This window comes from Martinezella miluonensis (assembly GCF_900094545.1).
GTDB lineage: Bacteria > Pseudomonadota > Alphaproteobacteria > Rhizobiales > Rhizobiaceae > Rhizobium > Rhizobium miluonense.
The window spans coordinates 102,959-128,663 of the sequence record NZ_FMAH01000006.1; the positions used below are offsets into that span (position 1 = coordinate 102,959).

26 protein-coding genes are annotated in these 25,705 nt (G+C 61.0%); 8 read left to right on the plus strand and 18 right to left on the minus strand.

Annotation, left to right across the window (positions count from 1 at the left end):
• Positions 1-287 precede the first annotated feature (287 nt).
• From GA0061102_RS08485 to zwf, 3 genes are all read left to right on the plus strand, one after another.
• Positions 288-1,847 carry a TerC family protein gene (locus tag GA0061102_RS08485; RefSeq protein ID WP_092845853.1) on the plus strand — a complete coding sequence of 520 codons (1,560 nt, stop codon included), beginning with the start codon at positions 288-290 and terminating at the stop codon, positions 1,845-1,847.
• A 15-nt stretch (positions 1,848-1,862) separates the two neighbouring features.
• The gene (tam, locus tag GA0061102_RS08490; RefSeq protein ID WP_092845855.1) at positions 1,863-2,633 is read left to right on the plus strand and encodes a trans-aconitate 2-methyltransferase; all 771 of its coding nucleotides are present in this window, start codon (positions 1,863-1,865) and stop codon (positions 2,631-2,633) included.
• Between the two features lie 173 nt (positions 2,634-2,806).
• On the plus strand, positions 2,807-4,327 hold the full coding sequence (gene zwf / locus GA0061102_RS08495; RefSeq protein ID WP_092845857.1) for a glucose-6-phosphate dehydrogenase: 1,521 nt from the start codon (positions 2,807-2,809) through the stop codon (positions 4,325-4,327).
• A gap of 177 nt (positions 4,328-4,504) precedes the next feature.
• Here zwf and GA0061102_RS32540 read toward each other — a convergent pair whose 3' ends face one another.
• Positions 4,505-4,831 (minus strand): hypothetical protein, encoded by a 327-nt coding sequence (locus GA0061102_RS32540; protein WP_139115039.1) that lies wholly within the window; start codon positions 4,829-4,831, stop codon positions 4,505-4,507.
• 226 nt (positions 4,832-5,057) lie between these two features.
• A complete protein-coding gene (locus GA0061102_RS08500; protein ID WP_092845859.1) occupies positions 5,058-5,456 on the minus strand; it encodes a hypothetical protein in 399 nt (132 codons plus the stop codon).
• A 216-nt stretch (positions 5,457-5,672) separates the two neighbouring features.
• On the opposite strand from GA0061102_RS08500, the gene GA0061102_RS08505 reads away from it, so the two are divergent.
• Positions 5,673-7,184: a helicase HerA-like C-terminal domain-containing protein gene (locus GA0061102_RS08505; RefSeq protein ID WP_092846020.1), complete on the plus strand. Its 1,512-nt coding sequence runs from the start codon at positions 5,673-5,675 to the stop codon at positions 7,182-7,184.
• Positions 7,185-7,300: 116 nt separating this feature from the next.
• Here GA0061102_RS08505 and GA0061102_RS08510 read toward each other — a convergent pair whose 3' ends face one another.
• On the minus strand, positions 7,301-8,077 hold the full coding sequence (locus GA0061102_RS08510; RefSeq protein ID WP_092845861.1) for a VOC family protein: 777 nt from the start codon (positions 8,075-8,077) through the stop codon (positions 7,301-7,303).
• Positions 8,078-8,293: 216 nt separating this feature from the next.
• A complete protein-coding gene (locus GA0061102_RS08515; RefSeq protein ID WP_092845863.1) occupies positions 8,294-9,019 on the minus strand; it encodes a DUF899 domain-containing protein in 726 nt (241 codons plus the stop codon).
• Positions 9,020-9,090: 71 nt separating this feature from the next.
• Here GA0061102_RS08515 and GA0061102_RS08520 point away from each other — a divergent pair, with 71 nt between their 5' ends.
• Complete coding sequence (locus GA0061102_RS08520) at positions 9,091-9,537, plus strand: MarR family winged helix-turn-helix transcriptional regulator (protein ID WP_092845865.1); 447 nt, start codon at positions 9,091-9,093, stop codon at positions 9,535-9,537.
• Here the strand turns inward: GA0061102_RS08520 and GA0061102_RS08525 are convergent.
• The 3 genes from GA0061102_RS08525 to GA0061102_RS08535 all read right to left on the minus strand — a co-directional run bounded on the left by GA0061102_RS08525 (position 9,524) and on the right by GA0061102_RS08535 (position 11,183).
• Positions 9,524-10,294, minus strand: coding sequence for an RES family NAD+ phosphorylase (locus GA0061102_RS08525; RefSeq protein WP_092845867.1), 771 nt, complete (start codon positions 10,292-10,294; stop codon positions 9,524-9,526). The genes GA0061102_RS08520 and GA0061102_RS08525 overlap by 14 nt on opposite strands.
• Positions 10,254-10,637: an MbcA/ParS/Xre antitoxin family protein gene (locus GA0061102_RS08530; protein ID WP_092845869.1), complete on the minus strand. Its 384-nt coding sequence runs from the start codon at positions 10,635-10,637 to the stop codon at positions 10,254-10,256. Before GA0061102_RS08530 ends, GA0061102_RS08525 begins: the two co-directional genes overlap by 41 nt.
• A gap of 123 nt (positions 10,638-10,760) precedes the next feature.
• Positions 10,761-11,183, minus strand: coding sequence for an organic hydroperoxide resistance protein (locus GA0061102_RS08535; protein ID WP_092845871.1), 423 nt, complete (start codon positions 11,181-11,183; stop codon positions 10,761-10,763).
• 134 nt (positions 11,184-11,317) lie between these two features.
• Between GA0061102_RS08535 and GA0061102_RS08540 the strand changes: the two genes are divergently transcribed.
• Positions 11,318-11,782, plus strand: a complete 465-nt coding sequence (locus tag GA0061102_RS08540) for a MarR family winged helix-turn-helix transcriptional regulator (RefSeq protein ID WP_092845873.1) — start codon at positions 11,318-11,320, stop codon at positions 11,780-11,782.
• Between the two features lie 113 nt (positions 11,783-11,895).
• On the opposite strand, the gene GA0061102_RS08545 is transcribed toward GA0061102_RS08540, so the two are convergent.
• Together GA0061102_RS08545 and GA0061102_RS08550 are read right to left on the minus strand one after the other, a co-directional pair.
• A complete protein-coding gene (locus GA0061102_RS08545; RefSeq protein ID WP_092845875.1) occupies positions 11,896-12,627 on the minus strand; it encodes a L,D-transpeptidase family protein in 732 nt (243 codons plus the stop codon).
• A 162-nt stretch (positions 12,628-12,789) separates the two neighbouring features.
• The gene (locus GA0061102_RS08550) at positions 12,790-13,593 is read right to left on the minus strand and encodes a L,D-transpeptidase (RefSeq protein WP_167667937.1); all 804 of its coding nucleotides are present in this window, start codon (positions 13,591-13,593) and stop codon (positions 12,790-12,792) included.
• A gap of 132 nt (positions 13,594-13,725) precedes the next feature.
• Between GA0061102_RS08550 and GA0061102_RS08555 the strand changes: the two genes are divergently transcribed.
• Positions 13,726-13,911 (plus strand): hypothetical protein, encoded by a 186-nt coding sequence (locus tag GA0061102_RS08555; protein ID WP_092845877.1) that lies wholly within the window; start codon positions 13,726-13,728, stop codon positions 13,909-13,911.
• 35 nt (positions 13,912-13,946) lie between these two features.
• Here the strand turns inward: GA0061102_RS08555 and GA0061102_RS08560 are convergent, their stop codons facing one another.
• The 4 genes from GA0061102_RS08560 to GA0061102_RS08575 form a co-directional block, all read right to left on the minus strand.
• The gene (locus GA0061102_RS08560; protein ID WP_092845880.1) at positions 13,947-14,927 is read right to left on the minus strand and encodes an alpha/beta hydrolase family protein; all 981 of its coding nucleotides are present in this window, start codon (positions 14,925-14,927) and stop codon (positions 13,947-13,949) included.
• 87 nt (positions 14,928-15,014) lie between these two features.
• Complete coding sequence (locus GA0061102_RS08565; protein WP_092845882.1) at positions 15,015-16,652, minus strand: cisplatin damage response ATP-dependent DNA ligase; 1,638 nt, start codon at positions 16,650-16,652, stop codon at positions 15,015-15,017.
• Positions 16,652-17,662 carry a ligase-associated DNA damage response exonuclease gene (locus tag GA0061102_RS08570; protein WP_092845884.1) on the minus strand — a complete coding sequence of 337 codons (1,011 nt, stop codon included), beginning with the start codon at positions 17,660-17,662 and terminating at the stop codon, positions 16,652-16,654. The genes GA0061102_RS08565 and GA0061102_RS08570 overlap by 1 nt, the downstream gene beginning before the upstream one ends.
• A gap of 29 nt (positions 17,663-17,691) precedes the next feature.
• Complete coding sequence (locus GA0061102_RS08575) at positions 17,692-18,462, minus strand: carbon-nitrogen hydrolase family protein (RefSeq protein ID WP_092845886.1); 771 nt, start codon at positions 18,460-18,462, stop codon at positions 17,692-17,694.
• 218 nt (positions 18,463-18,680) lie between these two features.
• Between GA0061102_RS08575 and GA0061102_RS08580 the strand changes: the two genes are divergently transcribed.
• Positions 18,681-20,051, plus strand: a complete 1,371-nt coding sequence (locus GA0061102_RS08580; RefSeq protein WP_092845888.1) for a TIGR03808 family TAT-translocated repetitive protein — start codon at positions 18,681-18,683, stop codon at positions 20,049-20,051.
• On the opposite strand, the gene GA0061102_RS08585 is transcribed toward GA0061102_RS08580, so the two are convergent.
• From GA0061102_RS08585 to GA0061102_RS08605, 5 genes are read right to left on the minus strand one after another with little or no spacing between them, the layout of a single operon-like run.
• Positions 20,048-20,836, minus strand: a complete 789-nt coding sequence (locus GA0061102_RS08585; protein ID WP_092845890.1) for a crotonase/enoyl-CoA hydratase family protein — start codon at positions 20,834-20,836, stop codon at positions 20,048-20,050. The genes GA0061102_RS08580 and GA0061102_RS08585 overlap by 4 nt on opposite strands.
• A complete protein-coding gene (locus GA0061102_RS08590) occupies positions 20,833-21,702 on the minus strand; it encodes a hydroxymethylglutaryl-CoA lyase (RefSeq protein WP_092845892.1) in 870 nt (289 codons plus the stop codon). The genes GA0061102_RS08585 and GA0061102_RS08590 overlap by 4 nt, the downstream gene beginning before the upstream one ends.
• The gene (locus GA0061102_RS08595; protein WP_092845894.1) at positions 21,699-23,687 is read right to left on the minus strand and encodes an acetyl/propionyl/methylcrotonyl-CoA carboxylase subunit alpha; all 1,989 of its coding nucleotides are present in this window, start codon (positions 23,685-23,687) and stop codon (positions 21,699-21,701) included. Before GA0061102_RS08595 ends, GA0061102_RS08590 begins: the two co-directional genes overlap by 4 nt.
• Positions 23,688-23,696: 9 nt before the next feature.
• Positions 23,697-24,080, minus strand: coding sequence for a RidA family protein (locus tag GA0061102_RS08600; protein WP_092845896.1), 384 nt, complete (start codon positions 24,078-24,080; stop codon positions 23,697-23,699).
• A 10-nt stretch (positions 24,081-24,090) separates the two neighbouring features.
• Positions 24,091-25,698, minus strand: a complete 1,608-nt coding sequence (locus tag GA0061102_RS08605; RefSeq protein ID WP_092845898.1) for a carboxyl transferase domain-containing protein — start codon at positions 25,696-25,698, stop codon at positions 24,091-24,093.
• Positions 25,699-25,705 lie beyond the last annotated feature (7 nt).

The window sequence follows — 25,705 nt, forward strand, 5'->3', positions numbered from 1 at the left end:
GGTTCAACCGGGCGATGAAGATGTGGTTTCGAAAAACTGTCACGCAATCCGGATAGACTCATTCATCCGATGCCCTTGCGCAAATGTCATTTCGTGCCCAGATTGCCGCCCATGCCCGAAAGCGAGCCTCATAGTTCCTGCTCCAGGAAAGCCGGCCCGACAAATAGCGATCCGGATAGCGACGGCTGTACCAGCCGCGCGGTGGCATTGGCGCGCGGCATCTTACTCGACAAACAGAAGGAAAGAATTGGCAGGCCCATCGCGGCCGGCGCCAAGCTTGCACATTGATGATCTTCGACTGGCTATCCGACCCTTCCGCCTGGATCGGTCTTGCTACCCTGATCGTTCTCGAGATTGTTCTCGGTATCGACAATCTCGTCTTCATTGCGATTCTGGCCGACAAGCTGCCGCCGCACCAGCGCGACGCCGCGCGCATGATCGGCCTGGCGCTGGCCCTCATCATCCGTCTGGCGCTGCTAGCCTCCATCGCCTGGGTGGTGACGCTGACGGCGCCGCTGGTCAGCGTCTGGGGCTATGGCCTGTCCGGCCGCGACATCATCCTGATCCTCGGTGGCATGTTCCTGCTGTTCAAGGGTACGATGGAGTTGCACGAGCGGCTGGAAGGACACGAAGCACAGGGCGAAAAGAAGCTCGTCCATGCCGTCTTCTGGCAGGTGATCGTACAGATCGTCGTGCTGGATGCGATCTTCTCGCTGGACAGCGTCATCACCGCCGTCGGCATGGTGCCACAGCTTTCTATCATGATGGTTGCCGTCATCATTGCGGTCGGGGTCATGCTATTTCTGTCGAAGCCGCTGATGGCCTTCGTCTCGAAGCATCCGACCGTCGTCATCCTCTGCCTCGGCTTCCTGATGATGATCGGCTTCTCGCTTGTTGTCGAAGGCTTCGGCTTCCATGTGCCGAAGGGCTATCTCTATGCCGCGATAGGCTTCTCGATCATTATCGAGACGCTGAACCAGCTCGCCCGCCGCAATAAGGAGCGGCTGATTACGCCAAGCAATATCCGCAATCGCACGGCCGATGCAGTCCTCGGCCTTCTCGGCGCCACGCGGCCGCAAGGCGCACTTGGCGAACCGACCGAGAAGACGGCCGAAAAAACCGTCAGCGAAGAGGTATTCTCAACCGAGGAGAAGGACATGATTCATGGCGTGCTCACGCTTGCCGACCGCTCGGCGCGCTCGATCATGACGCCACGGACCGATATCGCCTGGCTGGACCTCGACAAGCCGCGCGAGGAGCAGCAACGCCGTGTCATCGAGATCGGCCATTCGCGCTTTCCGGTGGTCCGCGGCAGCCTTGACGATTTCGTTGGCATCGCCAGCGCCCGCGACGTGATGCGCGACCTGATGGAAAAGGGCGAGATCGATCTGGAGCGCTCCATCCGCCAGCCGCTCGCCGTGCATGAGAGCATCAACGTGCTCAAACTGATGGAGCGGCTGCGCCATCAGAATCAGGCCATGGCGCTGGTGCTCGACGAATACGGCGAGATCGAAGGACTGGTGACGACAACGGACCTTTTCGAGGCCATTGCCGGCGAGTTCCCCGACGAGGAGGACGAGCGCCTGACGATCGACAAGGGCGAGGACGGATCGCTGACCGTCGACGGCTGGATCGACATCCGCCATCTCTCCAAGCTTGTTGGCACCGACCTCGTCGACGAAACAGATCGCTATTCGACGCTTGCCGGTTTCATCCTGTGGGGTCTCGGCCATCTGCCGCATGAAGGTGAGAGCTTCAATTCTGGCCGACTCGCTTTCGAAGTGGTCAAACTCAATGGCCGAAATATCGACAAGGTCCGCATTCAACCGTTGGAATATGCAATCTAGAAAGAGGATAAGCTCATGGCATGGTCTGCCGGCCAATATGTGAAATTCGAGGATGAACGCACGCGCCCGGCGCGCGACCTGCTGGCGCAAGTGCCGCTGGAGCGCATCGAGCGGGCGATCGACCTCGGTTGCGGCCCCGGCAATTCGACGGAACTGATCGTCGAGCGATACGGCGCCGCGGGCGTCTCCGGCCTCGATAGCGACGACAACATGCTGGACGCCGCACGCAAGCGCATGCCCGGCACGGCCTTCGCCAACGCCGATCTCGCGACCTGGCGCCCCGAGGAGCCCGTCGACCTGCTGTTTGCCAATGCCGTCTTTCAGTGGCTGCCGAACCATCTGGATGTTCTCGACCATCTGATGGATGGCCTGAAGCCTGGCGGCGTGCTTGCCGTGCAGATGCCCGACAATCTGACCGAGCCGAGCCATCTGATGATGGAAGAAACCGGCAAGAATGGCCCCTGGAGCGAGGCCTTTGCCAAGAAGAGCGTGCGCCGCAATCCGCTCCCCGCCCCTTCGGTCTATTACAACAGGCTGATCGGCAAATCGGCTCGCGTCGATATCTGGCACACCAACTACAATCATGCGCTGGAAAATGCGGCTGCTATCGTCGAATGGGTGAAGGGTACGGGCCTGCGTCCCTATCTCGACCATGCCGGCGCCGAACATCGCGAGGCCTTCGCGGCCGAATATCTGAAACATATCGAGAAAGCCTATCCGCCGCTCGTGGACGGCAGGGTGCTGTTGCGCTTCCCGCGGCTCTTCCTGGTCGCAGTGAAGAAATAGGCGCGTTATCCCTCCTTAAAAAGTCTGACGATGGCGGTGCGTCGATCCCATCGACAACCGGCGTCGGCCCGCGCTAGAACACAAGCAGCCAAAGCTGAAACAGCAATAGCTCCGAGGAGATAGTCGATGTCGTCCAGAAGCCCCCTCTATGGCCGCCACAAGGAGAAGTGCTCATGACCACCCCCGACGTCGCACCCGCCCCACCGCTGACTTTCGTGATCTTTGGTGCCACGGGCGATCTCACCCGCCGTCTTCTTATTCCAACTCTGATCAACATGACTCGCAGTGGGCTTGTGGGGGAGGATCTGCATATCCTTGGCGTCGGCATCGAGACTGGCGGTGTCGATATGCTGCTGGAGCGTCTGGACGCATTTTTGAAAACGTCCGGCGACATCGACGATCTGGAGCGGCGAGACGCATGGCAAAGCCTGCGGAAGCGCGTCAGCTACATCTCGGGCGACTTCACCCAGAACGCCGTCTATAGGGAAATCGCGAATTACCTTTCGCATGCACAAAGCGCCAACGCGGCCTTCTATTTCGCCGTGCCGCCAAGTTTCTTCGGAGATATCGCCGAAAAGCTGTCAGAGAATGGCCTGACAGATGAAACGACGGGCGCCTTCCGCCGCATCGCGATTGAAAAGCCCTTCGGCCGCGATCTTGCCTCGGCGCAGGCGTTGAACGCGCGACTGCTGAATCATGCCGATGAAAGCCAGATTTATCGCATCGATCACTTCCTCGGCAAGGAAACCGTCCAGAACATCATGACGACGCGCTTTGCGAACATGATGATCGAGGCGCTCTGGAACAACAACTATATCGACCATGTCCAGATCACCGCGGCCGAACTAGTGGATGTTGGCCTTCGCGGCAAATTCTACGATGCGACCGGCGCCTTGCGCGACATGGTGCCTAATCATCTCTTCCAGCTCCTCGCGATGGTGGCCATGGAGCCGCCGAACAGCTTCGACGCGGAATCGATCCGCAACGAAAAAGCCAAGGTCCTAAAGGCACTGCGGCATTATTCGCAGGAAGAAGCTGCCAAGAACGGGGTACGCGGCGCCTATACGGCGGGCCCGCTAAATGGCAGAGATCTGCATGCTTACACTCAGACTGCCGACGTCGCGCCCGACAGCGATACGGAAACCTTCGTGGCGCTGAAGCTCTTCGTCGATACGTGGCGCTGGGCCGGCGTGCCCTTCTACCTGCGCACCGGCAAGGCGATGAAGGCGCGCGATACGGAAGTGGTCATCACCTTCCGGCAGGTGCCTTTCGCGCAGTTCCCCCGCCAGGGCTCGAGCCCGGAACTGCCGCCGAACAGGCTCATCATCCAGGTGCAGCCCGACGAGGGTCTGGACATGGAGATTTCGATCAAGTCACCGGGGTTGGTGCTGAAAACCGCGCCGGTTTCGCTCGACTTCCGCTATGCCGACAATTTCGACATCGGCAAGCAGACCGGCTACGAGAGCCTGTTCTACGAACTCTTCGTCGGCGACCAGACCCTCTTCCAGCGCGCCGACGGCATCGAAGCCGGCTGGGCGGCCGTGCAACCCTTCCTCGATCTTTGGGCCGAAGGCGGCAAGCCCGACCCTTATGCACCCGGCAGCACCGGCCCGGCCTGTGCCGACGAACTCATCGGACGCGACGGCCGCAAATGGCACCAGATCGATGGGACGTCAAGCGGCAGGAGGGTTTGAGGTTGAAACGGGCCGGTATCGGTGGATACCGATGCCGGCCGATCTACTTCTACTCGATCTTACTGCCAAAGGCCTGTTTTGGCCGTTGAGGCTACGGAATTTCCGCCGAGCTATTGGACCCGATCGGCTTCAAGCGCCTCAACCGCTGGCCTCATTGTCGACTTCAGGACAACAATTTTATTGTTTTGGCGTTTTCGACTTTCCACAATCGACGGCGGCAATAGTGGAATTATCCGAATTTTGTACAGACTCTCGAAGGACGGAACAGCCGCTGGCTTTCTCTATCGCCTTTACATTCCCCGCATAGATAGTCGGGTTGATAATCAGGAGAGATGATCCCGTCGGGCGAGTCAAGCCAGCCTGCCATGAGTTCTTTGCTGAAAGTGGCCGGGCCATATATTCGGTGCCGTCAATAGTTACGACCTTCGAATCTGGAAAATAGCCCGACACAGTAGAGCACCCTGCCAGCACAACAAACGCAAAGACTTTTAAGAACTGCTTCATATTCGCCCCAATCCCTCACGAAGACGCCTGCACGACTCGCGTCGAAGTTTCACACATTGGACGGAATATACGTTTTACGTGTTGCAGCAAGAGCATTCTCAGCTTGAGATTGAGCCGCAACGAGGACGCCGGGATGGCTTGAGGCTTTCTGCTCCTGCACTTGCGTCCTCAACAAAAAGCCCCACGGCATCACCGCGGGGCTTTTTACTATCGGCGGTAATACGGATTAGATGAACTGGCTCAGGCCCGGAACGGAATTCACGACTTCGTCGACGACTTCGTTGCCGGCATATTGCCGGGCGGTTGCGACCGTTTCCTTTGCAAGCGAGGTAATGTCGCCCATGCCGAGGCCGGTGCTCATCAGCTGCTGGCCGAGGCCCATGATGCCGCCGCCGGCGCCGACCGCGCTCAACAGACCGCCGAGAAGGCCACCGCCGCCCGAGCCCTGATCGCCGCCATACTGTGCGACGAGATCGGTTGCGCCGGGAAAGGCTTCAATCATCTTGGTAACGGGGCCATCCGGCGCTTCGCGCTGCAGGAAGCTGAGAATCATTCCGACAGCCTTCTCCGCGAGGTCGGGAGCGATACCGGCTTTGGTCGCGATCTGGTCAATAACTTCGTTCACTGTGGCCTCCTGCCTTTACGACGTTAACGTCAACGTAACTGAATGAAGCAACCGACACAAGCCGCGCCGGAGGCCGTCATTCTACCAGAAGCGGAACCCAACGCGAATGGTTGTCCCTCTTCATGCGAGTTCTTATAACAGTGTCAGGACAAATCGATGAATGGCCCTGGCAGCTTGCAAAAGCTGCTGTGCCGCCGCCCAAAGGGAGACGACACCATGCCGCAGCTGGATGGACAGATTTTCGTCGGCGCGAGCCGCAATCCGGATGAAAGCATCAACAAGGATGAGTTCCTGACGCTGAAATTCGGCAACCGCCACGGCCTCGTCACTGGCGCCACTGGCACCGGCAAGACGGTGACGCTGCAGGTTCTGGCTGAGGGCTTTTCCAAGGCCGGCGTGCCGGTGTTCTGCGCCGATATCAAGGGCGATCTCTCCGGCATCGCCGTCAAGGGCGAGGCCAAGGATTTCCTGCTCAAGCGCGCCGAGGAAATCGGCCTGTCGCCCTACGAATTCGATCAGTTCCCGGTCATCTTCTGGGATCTTTACGGCGAAAAGGGCCATCGGGTGCGCACGACCATCGCCGAGATGGGGCCGCTGCTGCTAGCGCGGTTGATGGACGCTTCCGAGGCGCAGGAGGGCGTACTCAACATCGCCTTCAAGATCGCCGATGAAAGCGGCTGGGCGCTGCTCGACCTCAAGGATCTGCAGGCGCTGCTGAACTATATGGGCGACAATGCCAGCGAGCTTTCCAGCAAATACGGACTGATCTCGAAATCCTCCGTCGGTTCGATCCAGCGTGCGATGCTTGTCCTGGAGCAGCAGGGTGCGGAAAACTTCTTCGGCGAGCCGGCGCTGAAGATTTCCGACATCATGCGGGTCAGCAATGATGGCTATGGCCAGGTTTCGGTGCTTGCAGCCGACAAGCTGATGATGAATCCGCGCCTCTATGCGACCTTCCTGCTGTGGCTGCTGTCGGAATTGTTCGAGGAACTGCCCGAAGTGGGCGATCCGGAAAAGCCGAAGCTCGTCTTCTTTTTCGATGAAGCACACCTGCTCTTCAACGATGCACCGAAGGTGTTGATCGAGCGTGTCGAGCAGGTGGTGCGCCTGATCCGCTCCAAGGGTGTCGGCGTCTATTTCGTCACGCAAAATCCGCTCGATGTGCCGGAAACCGTGCTGGCGCAGCTCGGCAACCGTGTGCAGCATGCGCTGCGCGCCTATACGCCGCGCGAGCAGAAGGCCGTGCAGACGGCGGCGACCACCTTCCGGCCCAACCCCGCCTTCGATTGCGCCGAGGTCATTACCACGCTCGGCACCGGGGAAGCATTGGTGTCGATGCTGGAGGGCAAGGGCGCACCGTCGATCGTCGAGCGCACGCTGATCCGCCCGCCAGCCGGCCGCATCGGTCCGGTGAACGATGTCGAGCGTCAGGCCATCATCCATGCCAGCCCGGTTGCCGGCGTCTACGACCAGACGATCGACCGCGAATCAGCCTATGAAATCCTGACGGAACGCGCGCGCAAGGCTGCCGCGCCGCAAAATGAGAGCGCTGGCGATGGCTGGACGCTGCCAGGCTTCGGTGGCGACAGCAACAAGTCGTCCGGCCGCCGCTCCGGCTATCAGCGCGAGACGATCATGGAAGCGGCGCTGAAGAGCGTGGCGCGCACGGTCGCCACACAGGTCGGACGCGCATTGGTCCGCGGCATTCTCGGCAGCTTGAAACGGTAGAAAGTTACCCTCCCCTTGAGGGTCAGAGCAAAGCTTCGGGAGGGGTGATCCTTCGAACCAGGAAATCACCCCCACCCGCCGCTTTGCGGCTACCTCCCCTCAAGGGAGGTGTTATTTTAGCGCACCGGCGCGACCAGCGAGAAGAACGCTCCCTGCGGGTCGGTGGCCTGAACGATCCAGCTGCCGCCGGGGACCTCCATCGGGCCGTTGGTAATCTTGCCACCGCCTTCGGTGATGCGGATGATTGCCGCATCGATCGCCGGGACATTGATGTAGAAGTTCCAGGCCGGCACCGGCATTTCCGCCGGCTTGGTCATGATGCCGCCGAAGTCGCGATCGCCGATCTTGAAGATTTTGTACACGCCCATCGGCCCCATGTCGAAATCGGAACTCGATTCCCAGCCGAACATCTCGCAATAGAAATCGAAGGCCTTCGGGCCGTCGCCGGCATAAAGTTCGTGCCAGCCGAAGTAGCCGGGAGTGGCAGGGGCCGCCGGCTCCCAATCCTGGCCCGGCAGCGGCGTGAAGAGGCAGAAGGCAGCGCCATAGGGATCGGTGACGACGGAGAAGCGGCCGACACCCGGAATATCAGTCGGTTCACGGTAGATCTTGCCGCCTTTGCCGGCGACCGTCTTGGTTGCTTCGTCGACATTGGGAACACCGATATAGCCAGTCCAGCAGGGCGGCGTGCCCATGGCCTTCGCCTCTGCCGGCAGTATCATCAATCCGGCAACGGGGCCGGCGCCGGCGCTAAACAGCGTATAGTCCATTCCGACATCAGGCATGCCGGCATCCGCCGCATCCCAGCCGACGACCTTGGTATAGAAAGCTTCGGCCGCCTTCATGTCGGTGGTCATCAGCTCGTACCAGACGAAATATCCCTTATCAGCCATTGTATCTCTCCCCATTGTGATTGTTGCACTGTCCGTCTCGTCCCGAGCCGGCTTTCGGCGCGAGCGCATCATGGCCAATGAAAGTGACGGCCAAACGATGGTCGATCGATTGATCCGTCCGTCTCCGGCAAACACGCGCTAGGTACTATCTAGGCAGCAAGGGCAATGTTTCGACCCCCACCCCCTACAGCTTGAACCAAGCCACCTCATTATACCTCAATGGCAGCAGGAATGTGCCTGCTGCGTATCCTCATATTCGTCGTGGCGACGAACAAAATTCATCGTGCTGCTTTCGTTGCGTCCCTTGGGGGCTCGATCGAGGATCATCAGCGTGCCGATCAATTCCTCGGGGCCGCGGGCATAGCTCGAATAAGTGTGGAAGAGATTGCCAGCTTCGTCCTTGTAGAAGGCGCTGAGACCGGGAAGCTCATCATACCCTTCGGCCGAATCCATAGGCGTGAAGTTGTAGAAAACGGTCTCGCCGGCAAGCTGCTCCTTCGAGAAGGAGACATGATAATCGAAATTGAAGTCGTTGGCGTAGGACGACACCCAGGGGAAACCCCAGCCCATGCGTTTCTTGTAGGCTTCCACCTTCTCCAGCGGCGCGCGGGAAACGGCAACCAGGGTAACGTCGTGGTGATTGAGGTGCGGCAGCGCCCCATCGAAATGATCGGCAAGGAACGAACAGCCGGTGCATCCGGCATCCCAATCCGGGCCGAGCATAAAATGATAGATGATCAGCTGGCTGCGGCCACCGAAGAGATCCGCAAGCGTCCTCTTGCCGTCCGGCGTGTCGAAAACATAGTCTTTATCGACCTTTACCCAGGGCAAGGCCAAGCGTTCCGCATTGACGCGATCGCGAAGATGCGTTGCCTCTTTTTCGCTGGCAAGCAGTTGGCGGCGGGCCTCCAGCCACACCTCCCTGGAAACGACCTGGTTCATTGTCAGCGCCCTCCTCCGGCGTTTTCATCCCCAAATCTTGACAAATACATTGATATCAATATTAATGAATCATGTCAAACGCAGTCGAAATCCCCTTTGAAACCACGCTGTTAGTGCGCGACACATGCCTTTGCCTGCACGTGCAGCGAGCGGCACGCGCCTTGGCCCGCCGCTTTGATGAGGCGCTGCGGCCCTTCGGGCTCACCAACGGCCAATTCTCTCTGATGATGTCGTTGAACAGGCCGGCGCCGGCATCCATGGGGTCGATCACGGCACTCCTGGCAATAGATCAGACGACGCTGACGGCGGCGTTGAAGCCGCTGGAACGGCGGGGATGGGTTAGCATCATGCCCAATCCGAAAGATCGGCGCGCGCGCCTGCTCAGCCTCACGCCATCGGGAAAGGCAGCGCTTGCCGCCGCCGTACCGATCTGGAAGACGACACATGCGGTACTCGAGGAACGGCTGCCCGACGGCGATGGCAACCGCCTGCGCAGCGATCTTGCTACTCTGCTCTGAACTGCCGTTCCGACAGCCGGGGATCGCCGTCGAAATCCAGCCTTTCGAAACCGATCCGGCGCCGGGGAAATTCGCATAGCGCCTGGACACCGACGCGTGACAGCCGGATGCGCCATGTCTGGCGCTCCACAGGTTCGCGCGCCGAGAAGGCTTTAGCCGTGAGCAGTGCGATATTCCTGCCACCCTGAGGATCGCGGACGGAGCGATAGAGGATTGCCTCGATGCCGCCTGTCCGCGCCGCCTCCGCAAGTGACTGGCAGGCTTCATAATTGACGGGATCCGCCCAGTGCTGCCGATCGCGATCCAAAGGAGACGCGGTCAGATCGATCGCCGCATTCGTGGTGATCGCCGCGGCAAAGGCGGTGTATTCAGCGGCATTGGCGGGCAACGGCGTGTCAGGGGAATCGCGGAAGAAAAGCAGCCTGTAGAAGCTCATCTCCGCCAAGGCCGTCTCCACCTGCTCCGAGGCGTAGAAAACGCCGAGCGTGCGACCTGCACGACGGAAGCGGGAACCATGGGGATAGATCGCTCCGTAGCGAAAGGGTGTGGCAAGCAGATAGTCGAGCCCGGCACATTCCGGCGGCAGGACCGGCTTACTTTCCTCCAGGATGCTTTCAAGGAGAGCCTGTTCCTCCAGCGTATCCACAAGCTTCAGCGTCGAAACCTGATGCTGCGATTCCACCAGTCGCCAATATTGGCCGGAAATGGCCCTCGCCTCAGATGAGAGCGCGGCGGGCGTCCAGATAGGCAATGACATCGGTCAAACCGGAAATCGAGGTGATCTTGTCGATGGGTGCTGCGCCGAAGGCGATATTGCCGTTGCGCAGCCATTGGCGCGCCACAGCCTCATCGCCGCCAACGATGGCATCGAGCGAACGGAAGAGACGAACGAGAAGCACGGCCAGCTCGAACGGCTTGCTTTCGCGCTCGAGCAGATGATCCTGCCGCTTCATGCGCGAAATGGTTGCTTCCGATACACCGATGACGGCCGCAAGTATGCGGGCGTTCAATCCCAACCGCTCGGCGGCATTGACAACGGCCTTGGTGATGACGAGCGCTTCGCCGGGCCTCGCATGATCTATTACCTGGGCATTTATCATGACTACTTCCTTTCCCAAGAAAAGATATAGCACTTTTCTTGCAAAAGAAAAGGAGCGGCCGATGAAACCTGCCGCTCCTTTTCAATATATCCGGCCTTAGATTGGCAGGCCGTTCATTCCGGCTCAGACAACCGCGAATGCCACTTCGGTCGAGGTGCGCATGGCGTGGCTATAGGGGCACACGATATGCGCAGCGGCGGCGAGCTTTTCGGCCTCGGCTTTGTCCATGCCGGGGATGTGAACAGCCAGGGACACTTCGATGCCGAAGCCGGTACCGTCTGCGCGCGGGCCGATGCCGACAGTCGCCGTGACCTTTGCGTCTTCCGGAATCTTGACCTTCTGCTGGCCTGCGACAAATTTCAGAGCACCCAGGAAGCAGGCGGAATAGCCGGCCGCGAAGAGCTGCTCCGGATTGGTGCCGGTGGCGCCATCGCCGCCGAGTTCCTTCGGCACGGTCAAGGTGACGTCAAGGACGCCATTTTCGGAAACTGCATGGCCGGCGCGGCCACCGGTGGCGGAAGCTTTGGTCGTATAGAGAATAGGCATGTCATGTCTCCTTCGGTTTGGATGGTGATCATATCACAGCACGATTTAATCGTGCGCAATATGTATTTTTTGCAATTTGATTTTGCAAGGTGAATTTGTGACAATGGCTCCAACAAGAAAATGGCGGAGCAGCAATGACGGACAAGGCAGATGGGCGCACCATGATCCCGGATGAGGAAACGCGGCTTGAAAGGCAGCTTTGCTTTGCCGTTTACAGCGCCGCGCATGCTTTCAACCGCGCCTACAAACCAATCCTCGATCGCGTCGGCCTCACCTATCCGCAATATCTCGTGATGCTCGTGCTGTGGGAAAAGGGCAGTCTTTCGGTCAAGATCATCGGCGAAAAGCTGGATCTCGATTCCGGGACGCTGTCGCCTCTTTTGAAGCGATTGGAGCAGGCCGGACTGATCGGCCGTGCACGCGACCCGAGGGACGAGCGTCAGGTGATCGTTTCGTTGACGGAGAAGGGTACCGACATGCAATGCCAGGTCGGCAGCATTATGGATGCCATCGGCCAAGCCACCGGCTGCGACATGACCGAGATAGCCCATTTGCGCAACCAGTTGCAGCGGTTGAAGGCCAATCTGGCCGCCGAGTGAAACCAAGCCTGAGCGCCCTGCTCGGTGCGTCGACGCGGTCAGCAAAAATAAGTCAGCAAAAATAAAAAGGGCGCCACATCCGGGCGCCCTGCTACTTCTTCGGTGATGCGCTCCTACGACGTCACCAGGATCGGCGCACGCTCCGGCACGCGATCGTAGAGATCGATGACATCCTGATTCAGCAGGCGGACGCAGCCGGAAGAAACGGCCTTGCCGATGGAACGCCAGTCCGGATTGCCGTGCAGGCGGTAAAGCGAGTCCTGCTTGTCCTCGAAAATATATAGAGCGCGCGCGCCAAGCGGGTTCTTCAGGCCCGGTTCCATGCCGCCATTGGCGATGGAGAACTTGACGAGTTCCGGCTGACGGGCAACCATTTCATCCGGCGGGTTCCAGCGCGGCCACTTCTTGCGCCACTGGATAACGCCACGGCCCTGCCAGGCAAAGCCCTCGCGACCGACGCCGATGCCATAGCGCATGGCGGTGCCGCCCTGCTCGGTGACGTAAAGCATGCGCTGCGTCGTGTTGACCACCACCGTACCCGGCGCTTCGCCCGTCGGATCAACGACGCGCTGACGATAGAAGCGCTGGTCGATCTGCTGATAGGGAACTGCCGGAACATGGAAGCCGCCATCATCGAGCGGCGCGTAGATTACCGCCGGATCCGGCTGTTCGCCATCATAGCTGGAGAACCAGGTCCGGAAGGGTCTGGGCGAACCGGAATATTGCACCGGGCTGACGACAGTACCGTTGTCGACAGCAGAAGCACAGCCGGCGAGCGTCGAGACAGCACCGATGCCGGCAAGGGCAAGGAAATTACGTCGGGATAGAGATGAAGGAAGGCTCATGTCGACAGCATAGTTCCTGTTGAAGAGGAAGCGAGAACCCGCAACACATAAGCTGATTCGGCTCCCCGAGAGGTTTGCAGAGACAGAGACAAAACTAAAGAGCGCAGTTGAACCCGGCTATCGCTCTTATGCAACATCACGAAAATTTGTGGTAAAATATCCCTACAAAACGACGATTTCCGTCCTCACAGGCACTCGGCTGTACAGATCCATCACGTCCTGGTTGAGCATGCGCACACAACCGGACGAAGCCGCTCTGCCGATCGACTGCCAATCCGGCGTGCCGTGGACGCGATAAAGCGTATCCTTGCCGTTTTGAAAGATGTAGAGCGCGCGGGCGCCGAGTGGATTGGTCGGCCCCGGATTCATGCCACCGCGCTCGGCCGACAATGGCTTCATCTGCGGTTCGCGAGCGACCATTTCCGCCGGCGGCGTCCAGCGCGGCCATTTCTGCTTCCATTGGATCACGCCCCTACCATGCCAGGCATAGCCGGCCGCGCCGAGACCGACGCCATAGCGCATGGCCTTGCCGCCCGGCTCGATGAAATAGAGAAAGTGCTCCCTGGTATCGACGATGATGGTGCCGGGCCGTTCATTGGTCTTGTAATCCACTTCCTGGCGCAGGAAGCGCGGATCGATGCGCTTGTAGGGGATGGCCGGCAGCGTGAAGTCGTCTTCGCTCTTCTGCGCATACATGGCCTGATGCACCGGATTGAAGGTCGGCAAGCCATAGGTCTGATGGAACTGGGTGCGGAAGAGATCACGCGATTTCGGCACGGGCTGCACCGGCAGACGCTGCACCCTCTGCGGATCGATACCTTCCGGGCGATAGAAGATCGGCGAGGTTTCCTGCACGAACCGATCCGGATCGGTCGCACCGGTATCGGGAATGATGCTGCAGGCGGACAAGGTCGCCAAAGCGGCAGCGGCAAGCAGGTGGCGGGAAACGGGCAGCAGATCGGCCATCATCGGAAACCAGTTGGAACACATGTCGGGTCGGCGACATGATGACCGGCGCGGCTGGAGCGAGGCTGGCGTCGATGGCGAAGATATTGCTCTGATTGACCAAACACCTGTTTTCCGTCGCGAAATTTGACCTTGCGAGCCAGAGGATGGCATGATTATCGCTCGCATCGACCAGGGCAGTTCGGTCGTGCCTATTATCACAAGACATGGCTGAAGCGGGCGGAGCGGGCACTGAAGGGCAAACATTTCCAGGAAAGGCTGGTACCGCGAACCAACGACGGCATTGCCTTCAAGCCGCTTTATGAGCGGCGGCACTGATCGATGAGATGGCGTAGCCGCCAGTCTGACGCCGACTAGACCGCCACGCTCTGGAAGAACCGGATGCTATCCTCGATCTCGCCCGGCAGGGCTGAATTATGGCTGCCTGCCACTGTCGCCACGTCCATCTTCACGCCGGCGGCGGTCGCCCGCTTGGCGAGCAGGGCGATGCGCGAGTCGAAATGAGCCTCCTCGGTGCCGTGAAACAGCTTCATCGGGCATCGGAAGCTATGTGCATAGCAAAGCGGCGAGCGCATCTGGAATTCGCGCGGGTTCCTGGTGTTGAAGCGGATATCCTGCGGATAGCGTCGGAAGAACGCATAGGCGTCTGGATTACCTGATATCGGTGCGGCTGCACGGAACCGCTTGGTCGACATGGCGGTCAGCATGGCCAGCGTGCCCCCGATGCTATGTCCGGCCAGGAACATGCGATGCGGATCGACGCCGGGCAGATGCCTCAGCCGGTTGGACGCCGCCAGAACATCGGCCACCTCATCATAGAAACCGGAGAAATTGCCCTTCTGGCCGTTTTCACCCCGCATCGAGGGGATCATCACGACATAACCAGCTTCGACATAGGGCTTCATCAACTGCCAATGACCCTGGCCGATGGCGTTGCCGCCGTGCAGGAAGATCACGGCCGGTTTCGGCGTGCGTCCGCGCGTGTATTTAGAAACCCAGGCGACCAGCTCCAGTTCGCCGCCAAGACCGCTGCGATAGAAAAGCTGATCGGCGGTGGGTGGCGTCACGAGCGGCTCGTAGATATCGGGAGCAGGCCCCTTGCTCACCAAGTCTGTCCGAAACAGTCGGCGCTCCTTGCTATAATTGCCCGACAGAAGCGGCGGCGCATCCTCGGCCTTTTCCGCAGCGGCGGCATTCTTGCTATCGGCGGGCTTGCCGCCGGACGTGCTGTCATCGGCCGATCTGCCGATGTTCGGCGCAAAAAGCGTAACGGCCAGACCAACAAGGACGCCGCGGCGATTGGCACGAAATGTGTTGTCGTCAGACGTGGTCATAGGCTCTGTCCAAATATCCCGGCGGCTCGAATCTGCACAGGTTGCAAGGCGAGGCCAACTCACATTGTGGTGAGGAATCGCCCTTCGCTATTCATCAACAACAGGAGCCTTCGCGTCAATCAGCGCGATCAAGCTTTCCAGCCGATCCGCCTCGTAAGGAGGCTTGTCGGGCCGAAGCCGGGCGATGCGGGGAAAACGCATAGCGACCCCGGATTTATGGCGGCTGGAGCGGTTGATACCCTCGAAGGCGACTTCAAGAACGAAGCCGAAATCGCGGTCGGCGCGCACCGCCCGCACGGGACCGAAACGATCGACCGTATTGTCGCGCACGAATTTGTCGAGCACCTCCAGCTCGGCATCGGTGAAGCCGAAATAGGCCTTGCCGACGGGCACGAGTTGTTCACCCTCCGGCGTCGTCGCCCATACGCCGAAGGTGAAATCGGAATAATAGCTGGATCGCTTGCCATGACCGCGCTGCGCATACATCAGCACCGCGTCGACATTGTAGGGATCGCGCTTCCACTTGAACCAGGGGCCTTTGGCCCGGCCGGCAAGATAGGCACTGTCCCTGCGCTTGATCATGACGCCTTCGATCACCGGATCGGGCGGCGATGAGCGCAGCCTGTCCAGTTCCTCCCATGAGGAGAAATCGACGAGCGGTGAGAGATCGAAGCGGTCGTGAGGCGCGGCCTCGACAATCTCCGTCAGCCGCTCGCGCCGATCGAGGAAGCCGCGTGCGCGCACATCCTTCGCACCATCGAACAGAAGATCGTAGGCGCGGATGAAGGCAGGGAATTCCTCCAGCATCTTTGCCGTCACGGTCTTGCGGTTGAGGCGCTGCTGCAGATCGGAAAAGCTGCGCGTCGGGCTGTTGGAGCGGACCGTGCCGCCGATCAGCAGCTCGCCATCCATGACGCCCTCGAAGCTCATCGCATCGACGATGTCGGGAAAGGCGCCGGAGATATCATCGCCCGAACGGGAATAGAGCTTGCTTGTGGCGCCGGAGCGCGAAAGCTGGACACGGATGCCATCCCACTTCCATTCGGCGGCAAAATCCGTTGGGTCGAGCCCATCGAGATCGCCTGGTTCGACGGGATTGGCGAGCATGACGGAATGGAAGATCGCCGGCGTCGCCAATATCGGCCGCTCGCCCTTCCCTTCCAGCCAGCGGAAAAGGCTTTCATAGGGCGGCTGCAGGCCATGCCACAGCGTTTCGATTTCGGTCACGTCCTTGTCGCTGAGCTCAGCCAGCGCCTGTTTGGCGAGGCGGGCCGAGACGCCGATGCGCATGGCGCCGGTCGCAAGCTTCAGGAAGGCGAAACGGCCCGACGTATCCAGCCGGTCCAGCAGATCGCGGACGAAGCTGCGCACCTCGGTACGACCCAGGGCATTCATGCGGCGTACGACCTCGCCAAGCTTCGGCTGTTCGCCGGGAGGGCGCTCGATGTCGCTTTCCTTGTCCCAGACCAGCGAGATCGTTTCGGCAAGATCGCCGACATAATCATAGGAATAACGGAACAGCACCTCGTCCATGCGTTCAAGGACTAGCTCACGCAGCATGGGCGGTTTGACGTTGCGCACCTCGAGCGTGCCGGCGATGGCGGCCAGGCCATAGCCGCGGTCTGGATCCGGCGTATCGCGAAAATAGTCGGTCAGCAGCTTCAGCTTGCCGTTGCGGCTCGGCGTCAGCACCAGGCGGTCGAGAAGGTCGGCAAAGGCTTTCATCAATCGCCCTCGTCTTCATAGCCGATGAGATGCAGCGGCTTGGCGGTGACACCCTGCAGCTCGCACCAGCGCACCAGCGCCTCTTCGCGCCCGTGGGTGACCCAGACCTCGCCCGGCTTCAAATCGGATATCGTCTCGGTCAGTTCCGGCCAGTCGCAATGGTCGGATATGACCAGCGGCAGCTCGACACCAAGCTGCTTGGCGCGCTGGCGCACCATCATCCAGCCGGAGGCGAAAGCCGGCAGCGGATCGTGGAACCGTCTCGCCCAGCGATCCTGGAAAGCGGAGGGCGGACCGACGACGACGGCGCCGTGGAAGATCGATTGATCCCGGCTTTCGATCGTGGCCGGCAGCAACTCGCCGAGCGCGATACCCTGGCTGACATAGTAATCACACAGCGTTTGCAGCGCGCCATGAATATAGATCGGCTTGTCATAGCCGGCATCGCGCAAGAGACGGATGACGCGCTGCGCCTTGCCGAGCGCATAGGCGCCGATCAGATGCGTTCGTTCCGGAAACTGGCGAAGCGAGGCCAAGAGCTTGCGTGTCTCGGCCATGGGATCGGGATGGTGGAACACTGGCAGACCAAACGTGGCCTCGGTGATGAAGACATCGCAGGGAACAGGGACGTAGGCTGCACAGGTCGGGTCCGGCCGGCGCTTGTAATCGCCGGAAACGACGATGCGCAGCCCATCCTTCTCCACCGCGATCTGCGCCGAGCCGAGCACATGGCCCGCGGGGTGGAACTGCACCTTGACGCCGTTGATCGTCACCACCTCGCCAAAGGCCGCCGCCTGTTCCGACCCTGCAAAGCCATCGCCATAGCGGATGCGCATGATGTCGAGCGTCTGGCGCGTGGCGAGCACATGGGTGTGGCCGGAGCGGGCGTGGTCGGAATGGCCATGCGTGACGAGCGCCCGCTCGACCGGGCGCACGGGATCGATATAGAAGCCGCCGATCGGACAGAACAATCCTTCAGGCGCGGGATAAAGCAGCTGGTCAGGTCTCATGACTTATGAGGATAGCGTGATTTGCACGATTAGGTAGCGATACGACCCGCTTTTTGAGCGAATCCGCGTTCGGGTTGTCGATCAGGCAGATCGAAGACAAGGACATCTTCGCTATGCGGCTTCGCCTTGGCCACGACGACACCGTTCGGATCGACGATCGCGCTGCTGCCATAGCTCACCCAGCCGTCATCGTTGCTGCCAACCACATCCGATGCCATCACCCAGCATCCCGTGTGCTTGGCGCATATTTGCAGGCTCGATATGCCTGGCTTGTGCCAGAGTTCAGCCTTGTGGGGCCGGAGCATCAGATTGATGGGATTGCAGATGAGGCCGACGCCCTTTCGGGCCAGACGCCTTGAGGTATAGGGATATCTCAGATCGGCGCAGATATTGATGCCGAAGCGCCAATGCCCTTCCTCCCAGACGGGAAAATCCTTTCCGGGCGTACGGCCCATTTCGAGCGGATGAGCCTTGGCATAGACCCCGACTATCCGGCCTGCCTTGGCGACCAAGGCACTATTGTAGAGCGCATCGTTTCTCCTCTCGAAAAAACCGATGATCGCGGTCGTCTTCCCGGAGGCGAAGCGGCCGACAAGGGCGTTCAACCTGATATCGCCGAGAGAAAGCGCGCGGCTCTTGGCTGTGGCCTTGTTATAGCTATGCCCCTGCAGGTAACATTCGGGAAAAAGGGCGAGATCGATGCCCTGCACTTCGGCCCAGGCCAGATCGCGCGCCAAGACCTCGGCCGTCTGCTCGACGGCGTCGAAAAGTGCCAGACGTTGAAAAGCCGCGATCCGCATGCGTCAGAACTAGCATAGGTGGTGAGTCGCCTCTAGCACCAACCGACTGGACTATGATCGCCGTCCGCGCCGGATTGGTTAAGGAAAGATGACAGCTATCGCTCGTCCGGTGGCGCCAAATGTCTGCGAGCCGTAGCCTGAGATTCCAGGCGTGCCAAAACGAGACAGATTTGGCTGGCACGATTTCTGCTTGGCCAATGTCGTTTCGGGAGTTCGTAATGATCCAGCGCCGTGCCTTCCTCGCTTCTCTGGCTGCTTCGGCCACCGCCGGCCTATTTGCGCCTGGCATCTTCGCTGCGCCGCTTGCCAGAAGCAACGGTGCCGAGCTGCGCGGGTCGATCGACGCTATCGCCTATAAGGCGACGCCGGGCACCAGCGACTTCAAAAGCGGCAAGCTGCAGGCGATGATCGACAATGCCGCGCGCAGCAACGTGCCGCTGTTCCTGCCGCCCGGCAATTACACCGTGTCCAACCTGACGCTGCCGGATAATACCCGCATCAGCGGCGTACCGGGCGCCACGCGCCTTATCTATGGCGGCGACGGCTATCTGATGAATGCGGACAAGGCCAAGCGCATCGAGCTTTCCGGGCTCGTTCTCGATGGTGGCAATCGATGGCTGGCCGACTATGTGGGAGCCCTCCTGCAATTTGCAGGCGTCGGCGATGTGCGGATCGACGATTGCGAGATTGCCGGCAGCCGCAAGCACGCCATGCAACTCGAACGCTGCGGCGGCCGGATCGAACGCAGCCGGATCTCCGGAGCTGCCGAGGCCGGCATCTACTCCGTCCAATCCACCGGATTGCAGGTGACAGGCAACAGCATCGAGGATTGCGGCAATGGCGGCGTCCTCATCCATCGCTGGGACAAGGCGGAGGACGGCAGCAACGTCACCGACAACCGCATAGCCCGCATCCGCGCCAATGGCGGCGGCACCGGCCAGAACGGCAACGGCATCAATGTCTTCCGCGCCGACGGCGTGCAGGTCTCCGGCAATCGCATCACCGATTGCGCCTTCACCGCAATTCGCGCCAATTCGGCATCGAATGTGCAGATCTCGGGCAACCAGTGCCTGCGTTCCGGCGAGACGGCGATCTATTGCGAATTCGAATTCGAAGGCGCTGTCATCAACAACAACCTGATCGATGTCGCCACAAACGGCATTGCCGTCACCAATTTCGACAAGGGTGGTCGGCTTGCCACGGTCACCGGCAACATCATCCGCAATCTGTCTATGACAGCCCCCTATGCCCAGGACGGTGGGTTCGGCATCGGCATATCAGCCGAAGCCGATACGCTGATTTCCGACAACGTCATCGAGAACGCGCCGCTCTGCGGCCTGAAACTCGGCTGGGGGCCTTACCTTCGCAATGTGGTCGCCACCGGCAACATCGTCAGACATGCCGGCATCGGCTGCGTCGTGTCGGTGGCGGATGGCGCCGGCTCGGCCGTCATTTCAAGCAATCTCTTCCAGGAGATGGAGAAAGGCGCGATTGTCGGCTTTCGCTGGGACAAGCCCGCCTCCGGCGATCTCTCCGCCGGAAGCTCGCAATTTCCGCAATTGACCGTCGCGAACAACAGAGTGGTTTAAGCCCGCCGCCAGTTCGGCTGACGCTTTTCGAAGAAGGCGGTAATGCCTTCTTTCGCCTCCTCGGTTTCCCAGGCATCGGCCAACTGTTCGACGACGTCGTCGATCATGCCATCGGTGATCGGCCGGCCGACCGAGCGGGCCAGCGCCTTGGCACGCGCCGCAGCCTGTGGAGATGCCGAAAGGAAATGGCGGATTTCGGCCTCGACGGCTTCATCCAGCGCTTCCTCGGCAACAACCCGGGACAGCAGGCCAGCGGCGTGCGCCTGCCAGGCATCGATGATCTTGCCGGAAAGGAAGAGCGGGCGGGCATTCGCCTCGCCGATACGGGCGACCACATAGGGGCTGATCGTAGCGGGAATGATGCCGAGGCGTACCTCCGTCAGGCCGAAACGGGCCGTCGACGCGGCGATGACCATATCGCAGACACTGAGGACGCCTATGCCGCCGCCGAACGCATTGCCTTGGACCCGGGCAATGAGGGGCTTTGGCAATTCGTTCAACGCCTTGAACAACATGGCGAGCCTGCGCGCCTCGACCATGCGCCCGGCACGCGTTGCATCAAACTGCGCACGCATCCAGCCGAGATCGCCGCCCGCACAAAAGCTTGTTCCCTCACCCGTGAGCACGACGACACGGACCGTCTTGTCATTGCCGAGATCGCGGACCGCTGTTGTCAAGGCATCGATCATCTCGGCCGAGAGGGCATTGTGCTTTTCCGGGCGCGCCAGCGTGAGACGGGCAACGCCGCGTTCATCGGTGGCGATATGGATCGTCGGCGACATCATGAGGCACTCCTGAGGCTACGGGCGAAGGCGGCGGCGCGGGCAAGCTTTTCCTCGTCGAGGCCGGTCTCGTAGCCATGCGCCGTCAAATAATCGTGGACTGCGACTGTATCGACATTGCCCTTTGCGCCGGGAGCGAAAGGGCAGCCGCCGAGGCCGCCAGCGGCGGCATCGAACACGCGCAAGCCGCGATCGAGAGCGACGGCAATGTTGTCGAGCGCTTGGCCTGACGTGTCATGAAAATGCCCGGCAAGTGCTGAGACGGGGAGTTCGCCCAGAACTGCAGCGAGCATCTGGTCGACCGCCTCGGGCGTGCCCTTGCCGATCGTGTCGCCAAGGCTGATCTCGTAGCAGCCGAGAGCTCGCAGCTGCCAGGCAACGTTCGCGGCACTCTCCGGCGGCACGGCGCCTTCATAGGGGCATTCGACGACGCAGCTGACATAGCCGCGCAACGGGACGCCGCGATCGCGGCTCGCGGCCGCCACCGGTCGGAACCGCTCGATGCTCTCGGCGATCGAGCAATTGATGTTGCGCATCGAGAATGTTTCGGAAGCCGACGCAAAGATCGCCACTTCATCGGCGCCGGCCGCAAGTGCCGCTTCGAAGCCCTGCATGTTGGGCGCCAGCGCCGCATAGCGCACGCCCGGCCTGCGTTCTATGCCGGCCATGACGGCGGCGGCATCGGCAAGCTGCGGCACCCATTTCGGGCTGACGAAGCTGGTGACTTCGATGCGGGCGAAGCCGCTGTCGGAGAGCAGATTGACCAGCTCGATCTTGCGCGCGGTATCAATCGGCTGCTTTTCGTTCTGCAGGCCATCACGCGGGGCCATCTCGACGATGGTGACCTGCTTGGAGCGTTCATCACTCATGCAGCATCCTCCGGGCGGAGCGCCAGAAGCACGGCGCTCTCGCTGGTCTGGTCTCCTTCGCCGACGTTCAGGCTCTCCACGATGCCATCGCGCATCGCCGTCAGCGTCAGCTCCATCTTCATGGCCTCCATGACGATCAGTGCCTGCCCCTTCGCCACCGCATCGCCCTCGCGAACGCGGACGATCTTGACGAGGCCGGGCATCGGGGCGATCAGCCTGTCACCGCCGGCGGCCGCCTCTTCTCCGCCATCGAGCGGATCGTGACGATGGAAGTAGTGCGTATGCCCATCCATGAACAGCGTCGTGCCATTCGATGCTTCGAAGATGGTGACGCTCGACTGACGGCCATCAATCTCTACGCGACGAGCCCCGTCTTCTGCCGGCAAAAGCCGCACCGGAATGGTACGATCCTCAAGCGCGACGCTGAAAAGCGCCCTTCCCTTCGCGGCTACGCGGCAATGTATGTGCCCACCGCCGAAATGCAGCGTGACGGGGCGGCTCAATTCGCCCCAAAGCTGCCAGGCGCCGAGCGAAAGCCAGGGATTGCTTGCATCGGGCCGAGCGAAACCGCCAGCCTCGACGATCGCAGCGATGGCCAGCGCCGCATCGTTAGGCTGTTGCGCCGAGGTCAGCGCCTCCACATCCCGGTCGATCAGTCCTGTATCCGGATGGCCGGCGGCAAAATCCGGCCGGCGGCTGAGACGGATGAGGAAATCGAGATTGGTGGTGGTCCCGGCAACCTGTATCTGCTCCAGGCCTTGCGTGAGCTTGGCAAGAGCGGCCTGGCGATCCGATGCATGCACCGTCAGCTTGGCGATCAGTGGATCGTAATGCGGGGTGATGGTATCGCCCTCGCGGACGCCGGCATCGATGCGGACGTCGCCCTCGGGAAAGCGCAGATGCGAGAGCGTGCCGGTTGCCGGCAGGAAGCCGCGCGACGGGTCTTCGGCATAGATACGCGCCTCGAAGGCCCAGCCATTTATAGTAAGCTCACCTTGAGTCTTCGGCAGAGGCTCGCCGCTCGCAACGCGCAATTGCCACTCGACAAGATCGACGCCGGCGATCGCCTCGGTGACGGGGTGTTCGACCTGCAGCCGCGTATTCATCTCCATGAAGAAGAAGCGATCCGGCGACAGGCCATCGGAAACATCGGCGATGAATTCGACGGTGCCGGCGCCGCGATAATCGATTGCACGAGCGGCGCGAACTGCCGCCTCGCCCATGGCGCTACGCATCTCCTGCGTCATGCCGGGTGCCGGCGCCTCCTCGATCACCTTTTGGTGCCGGCGCTGCAGCGAGCAATCGCGCTCGAAAAGATGCACGGCATTGCCTCGGGAATCCCCAAAGACCTGGATCTCGATGTGGCGCGGCTTGATCAGATATTTCTCGATCAACACGGCGTCGTCGCCGAAGGCGGATTTCGCCTCGCGCTTCGCCGCTTCCAGCGAGGCACCGAAATCCTCCGTCCGGTCGACGCGGCGCATGCCTTTGCCGCCGCCACCCGCCCGCGCCTTGATGAGAACGGGAAAGCCGATGCCATCAGCCTGTTCGGCAAGAAAGCCGGGCTCCTGCCCATCGCCGTGATAACCGGGAACGACAGGCACGCCGGCCCGCTCCATCAGTGCTTTGGCCGCATCCTTGAGCCCCATGGCCCGGATCGAAGCCGGCGACGGACCGATGAAGACCAGACCTGCAGCCTCGACCGCCTCGGCGAAATCGGCGTTTTCCGAGAGAAAACCGTAGCCGGGATGGATGGCTTCGGCGCCCGTCCGCTCAGCAGCCGCAATGATCTTTTCCTTCGAAAGATAGCTGTCGCTCGCCGCCGCCGGACCGATATGAACGGCCTCGTCGGCCAGCGCCACATGCAAGGCATCCCTGTCGGCGTCGGAATAGACGGCGACGGTGCGGATGCCCAGGCTCCTTGCTGTACGGACGACCCGGCAGGCGATTTCGCCGCGATTGGCGATCAATATCTTCGAGAACATCGGCAGACCCTATTGCGCGGCAATGACTTCGACTTCGAGCAGCCAGGCGGTATCGAAAATGCCGGCGATCACTACCGTCATGGCCGGCGTGAGCGAGCCTAAATATTCGCTGCGGATCTCGCGGTTCACCATCGTGTGGTGACGGTCGGCGAGAAAGGTGGTGACCTTGACGATATCGTCCTTGCTCATACCGGCCGCCTTCAGCTGGGCGTCGATGTTGTGCCAGACCTGACGAGCCTGTGCCTGAAAGCCCTCCGGCAAGGTGTCGTCGACATCGGTCGGAATCTGGCCGCTGACGAACAGCAATCGCTCGAAATTCTCGAGCTTCACGGCCTGTGCGTAGCCGCCGCGCGGCTGCGGCGCATTCTTGGCATTGATGGCATCGCGTTTCATTTCCATCTCCTCACATCCTGAATAGACCGAAGCGCGTGTCTTCGATCGGCGCGTTGAGTGCTGCTGAAAGCGACAGAGCCAGCACGTCGCGGCTCTTGCGCGGATCGATGATGCCATCGTCCCAGAGGCGGGCCGAGGCATAGAGTGGGTGGCTCTGGGTTTCGAACATCTTGAGGGTCGGCGCCTTGAAGGCGGCCTCCTCCTCCTTCGTCCAGGGCTTGCCGGCGCGGGCCAGCGCCTCTCCGCGCACCGTGGCGAGCACGCCCGCCGCCTGCTCCCCACCCATCACCGAGATACGGCTGTTGGGCCATGTCCAGAGGAAGCGCGGTGAATAGGCACGGCCGGCCATGCCGTAGTTGCCCGCACCGAAGGAGCCACCGATCAACATGGTGACCTTCGGAACCTTGGTGGTCGCAACGGCCGTCACCAGCTTCGCACCGTTCTTGGCGATGCCCTCGGTCTCGTATTTCCGGCCGACCATGAAGCCGGTGATGTTTTGCAGGAAGACCAGCGGGATCTTGCGCTGTGAGCAAAGCTCGACGAAATGCGCGCCCTTCAGCGCCGACTCCGAGAAGAGCACGCCGTTATTGGCGATGATGCCGACGGGAATGCCGTGGATATGGGCAAAGCCGCAGACCAGCGTTGTGCCGTAGCGCGCCTTGAACTCATCGAGGCGGGAGCCGTCCACCATACGGGCGATGACCTCGCGCACGTCATAGGGCGTGCGCAGGTCGGAGGGGACGATGCCCAGAATGTCCTCGGGATCGTAGAGCGGCGCCTCCGGCGTGCGAAGCTCGACACTCTCAGGCTTGCGGCGATTGAGATTGGCGACCGCCTGCCGGGCGAGTGCGAGCGCATGGGCATCGTCGCGGGCGAGATGATCGGCTACGCCGGAGAGGCGCGTATGCACATCGCCGCCGCCGAGATCCTCGGCCGAGACCACTTCCCCTGTCGCCGCCTTGACCAGCGGCGGACCGGCAAGGAAGATCGTCCCCTGCTTCTCGACGATGATGGTTTCGTCCGACATAGCAGGCACATAGGCGCCGCCCGCCGTGCAGGAGCCCATGACGACGGCAATCTGCGGGATGCCGGCCGCCGACATATTGGCCTGATTGTAGAAGATGCGGCCGAAATGATCACGATCCGGAAAGACCTCGTCCTGGTTCGGCAGGTTGGCGCCGCCGGAATCGACGAGATAGATGCACGGAAGATTGTTTTCTGCGGCGATTTCCTGAGCCCGCAGGTGCTTCTTCACCGTGATCGGATAGTAGGTGCCGCCTTTGACCGTGGCATCGTTGCAGACGATCATGCAATCGCGGCCGGAGACACGACCGATGCCGGCGATCAGACCGGCGCCTGGGGCCTCATCGCCGTGCATTCCATGAGCTGCCGTCGCGCCGATCTCCAGAAACGGCGTGGCGGGATCGATCAAGCCGGCAACGCGATCGCGCGGCAACATCTTGCCGCGGCTCACATGCCGCTCGCGCGCCTGCGCTCCGCCGCCTTCCGCCGCCTTCGACGCCGCAGCCTCGGCGACACCGATCGCCTCCAGCAACGCAGCGCGATTGTCGCGGAAGCGATCCGAATGCGTCGATATCTCTGATTTCAGGACGGTCATACGGCCT